Raw genomic sequence first — 3,339 nt, 5'->3', positions numbered from 1 at the left:
GTCATGCTGCTCTCCGTGCCCGGACCCGTGATCCTGGGCCGGATGAAGCTCAAGCTCGCCGAGCAGCTGCATGACAAGGTGCTCTACGCGGACGCGGACATGAACAAGGCCGACTGGCAGACCGGGCTGGCCACCGCGGTGGGCGTGGCCGGCGTCGGGCTGGGCTGGTGGTGGTTCGACGGCGCCGCCGCCATCTTCGTGGGCGCGTCCATCCTCTACGACGGCATCCGCAACATGGTCACCGCCATCACCGACCTGGCCGACGCCCGCGCCCGGACCATCGAGGGCAACCAGGAGCACCCGGTGATCTACCAGGCCGAGGACCACGCCAGCTCCACGGACTGGGTGCGCCAGGCCGGGGCCCGGGTGCGCGACGAGGGGCACGTGTTCCACATGGAGATGTTCGTGGTGCCCGAGCCCGGTGCGGCGCCCACGCTGGACCGGCTGCAGTCCCTGCGGGACTCGCTGGCCGACCTGGACTGGCGGCTCGAGGACATCGTGGTGGTGCCCGTGCCGGAACTGCCCGCCGAGGTGCACGGCGGGGCTCCCGGCGACCTGCAGTCCGAGGGCGGGCAGCGGTTCCGGGAGCGCTGAGCCACCCGTCAAGGGCCGGGCGGAACGGCCGCGGGGCCGGTGGGCCGTGGGCTAGGGACTGCCCTGCCCGTGCCCGCAGGTGTTCACCACCACGCTGATGGTGATGTTCGTCGTCGGGGTCTGCGCCGGCTGGTCCGGGGGCGTGGGCGGCGTGGACGGCTCAGGTTCCTGGCCGGCCGGGAGCTCGGCGCCCAGCTCGTCCAGGGCCGCGGCGATCGGGTTCGCGAAGGTGGTGCTGCCGTCCGTGGAGCCGGCGAACAGCAGGCCCACCACGTTGCGGTCCATGTCCATCACCACCGAGCCGGAGTCACCGCCCTCGGAGAACCGCGGCGAGCGTGCGGTGTCCGTGAGGATGCGCACCTGGTGGCGCAGCGTGCGGGTTCCCAGGCCGTCGCCGTAATCCAGGCTCAGGGTCGCCTCCCCAGAAGCCACGGTGCCGAAGGTGTGCTGGGTGGTCCGTCCGCGCTTCTGGACGGCCATGCCGATGCTCGCCTCGGCGCTCCCGGCGACGTCCCCGATGTCGATCACCGCGTTGTCCCACTCTGTGCCCTCGTCCACCGTGACCACGGCGCCGTCCGTGTTCTCGGACAGCACCGCCCGGGTCAGGCTGCCGAACTGCTGGGTGGCCGCGTCCCCGCCGTCGGGCCGTCCGGGCTGGACCATGCGGTCACCGGCCGCCCAGCCGTCGTCCACGCACGCGACGTGGAAGTTGGTCATCGCCAGGGCGGCCCCGGAGGCGCGGTCCCGGACCATGGCCCCCAGGGTGCCGACGAAGACGTATTCACCGGCCTCGGCGACCTCCGGCGGTTCCATCCGGACGCTGCGGGCCGGGCCCATGCTGATGCCGCCCACCAGCCGCGGGTACGCGGCCGGGTCGACCTGCTGGGCCGGGACGAGGAGCTGGCGCGCGGCCTGGAGCTCGATGACCATCTCCTGCACGTCCGTCTTGACGCCGTCCACCTCCGGGGGGACCACCTCCTCCGGCGGGAGGGCCTTGACCGGCTTCTTGTGCTCCACGAAGACGAGGATGCTAGGTTCCCCGGTCTTCTTGCCGTGGCTCACCTTCTCGCCGATGTCCACGCCGACGACCCCGGGCCGGGCCAGGAGGTCGTCCTCGATGGCCTCCTTGACCGGCTTGATGGCGGCCAGCTCTTTCTGGGTGATGCTGTGTGACATGGGGCCCCTCCCCGCGAAACCCTCCTGGATGGTGCGCTCATTCAACGCCGCACGAGACCACCGCGTCCATGCCCGACATCCCGTGCACCGGCGCCTGCGATGTCCGCGCCGCGCCGACGCGTGCGCGGGCGCCCCGGTCAAACGGTGGATAATGAACCCGTGACCCGACCCACACCCACCGCCACCGGACTGCCTCCGGCCGTCCCCGTGACGACGACTCCGCAGGCCTGGGCCGGCTCCCCGCCCGAGCCCGACGGCGTGGAGAACTACTCCCCCTTCACCGAGCTGGACCGGGACACCTGGGCCCGGCTGGCCTCCGAGATGGAACAGCCCTTCGACCAGTCGGACGTGGACCGGCTGCGCGGCATCGGCGAGCACCTGTCCCTGCGCGAGGTCGCCGAGGTCTACCTGCCGCTGTCCCGGCTGCTGAGCATCCACGTGGACGCCGCCGCCCACCTGCGCCGGGCCGCCAACGACTTCCTGCGCGAGTCCACCCGCCGCACCCCGTTCGTGATCGGCGTGGCCGGCTCCGTGGCCGTGGGCAAGTCCACCACCGCCCGCGTGCTGCAGGAGATGCTGCGCCGCTGGCCCAACACCCCGCGCGTGGAGCTGGTCACCACCGACGGCTTCCTCTACCCCAACGCCGAGCTCAAGCGCCGCGGGCTGATGGAGCGCAAGGGCTTCCCCGAGTCCTATGACCGACGCCGGCTGATGCGGTTCGTCGCCGACGTCAAGTCCGGCGCCCCGGAGGTCCGGGCGCCGATGTACTCGCACCTGACGTACGACATCCTCCCGCACGAGGAGGTGGTGGTGCACCGCCCGGACGTGCTCATCGTCGAGGGCCTGAACGTGCTCGCCCCGCCCCGGGTCCGCGCCGACGGCACCACCGGGCTGAGCGTGTCCGACTTCTTCGACTACTCCATCTACGTGGACGCCCGCACCACGGCCGTGAAGCAGTGGTACATCGAGCGGTTCATGCGCCTGCGCTCCGGGGCGTTCGCCGACCCCATGAGCTACTTCCACCGCTACTCCACGCTCACCGACGAGGAGGCCGTGCTCACCGCCCAGGACATCTGGGACCGCATCAACGGCCCCAACCTGGTCCAGAACGTGCTCCCGACGCGCGGCCGGGCCAAGCTGGTGATGTCCAAGGACAGCGGGCACACGGTCACCCGCGTGCTGATGCGGAAGGTCTGAGGACGCCGTGCGCGGTCCGCGGCGCCGGGTGCTGCCGGCGCTCGTCCTCGGTGCGCTGCTACTGAGCGCGTGCTCCCCGGGGGAGACTCCCGCCTCCTCGGCATCCCCGTCGTCGACTCCCGCGGCCTCTGCCGCGTCCACGCCCCCGTCGACCCCCTCGACCTCTGCCGCCGCGGCGACGTCGACGCCGGCCACCGGCCCGGCCGCGCCGCCGTCGTCGTCGTCCGCCGCATCTTCCGCCGCCGCATCCCCCGCCGCGCCGTCGGCCCCGGCCGCACGGGACGGGCACCGGAACCCCTCCTCGGTCCGCGTGCTGGTCAACAAGCGCAACCCGCTGCAGCCCGCCGACTGGGCCCCGGCCGACCTGACCGT

The 3,339-nt window shown here is 72.4% G+C and carries 3 protein-coding genes and 1 pseudogene; 3 read left to right on the top strand and 1 reads right to left on the bottom strand.

Annotation, left to right across the window (positions count from 1 at the left end):
* A partial coding sequence (locus tag PLJ28_RS15400; protein ID WP_502877100.1) for a cation diffusion facilitator family transporter occupies nucleotides 1-594 on the top strand: 594 nt, incomplete at its 5' end.
* 51 nt (nucleotides 595-645) lie between these two features.
* Here PLJ28_RS15400 and PLJ28_RS15395 read toward each other — a convergent pair.
* Nucleotides 646-1,770: a chymotrypsin family serine protease gene (locus PLJ28_RS15395; protein ID WP_324590392.1), complete on the bottom strand. Its 1,125-nt coding sequence runs from the start codon at nucleotides 1,768-1,770 to the stop codon at nucleotides 646-648.
* A gap of 159 nt (nucleotides 1,771-1,929) precedes the next feature.
* Here PLJ28_RS15395 and coaA point away from each other — a divergent pair, with 159 nt between their 5' ends.
* Together coaA and PLJ28_RS15385 are read left to right on the top strand one after the other, a co-directional pair.
* Nucleotides 1,930-2,967 carry a type I pantothenate kinase gene (gene coaA / locus PLJ28_RS15390; protein ID WP_502877099.1) on the top strand — a complete coding sequence of 346 codons (1,038 nt, stop codon included), beginning with the start codon at nucleotides 1,930-1,932 and terminating at the stop codon, nucleotides 2,965-2,967.
* A gap of 7 nt (nucleotides 2,968-2,974) precedes the next feature.
* Nucleotides 2,975-3,339, top strand: a pseudogene (locus PLJ28_RS15385) (M15 family metallopeptidase); the annotation flags it as partial.

The sequence above is a fragment of the Citricoccus sp. genome, assembly GCF_035445025.1.
Lineage (GTDB): Bacteria > Actinomycetota > Actinomycetes > Actinomycetales > Micrococcaceae > Citricoccus.
The sequence above is the reverse complement of the archived record's forward strand: the minus strand, read 5'-3'. Positions and strand labels throughout refer to the sequence as shown.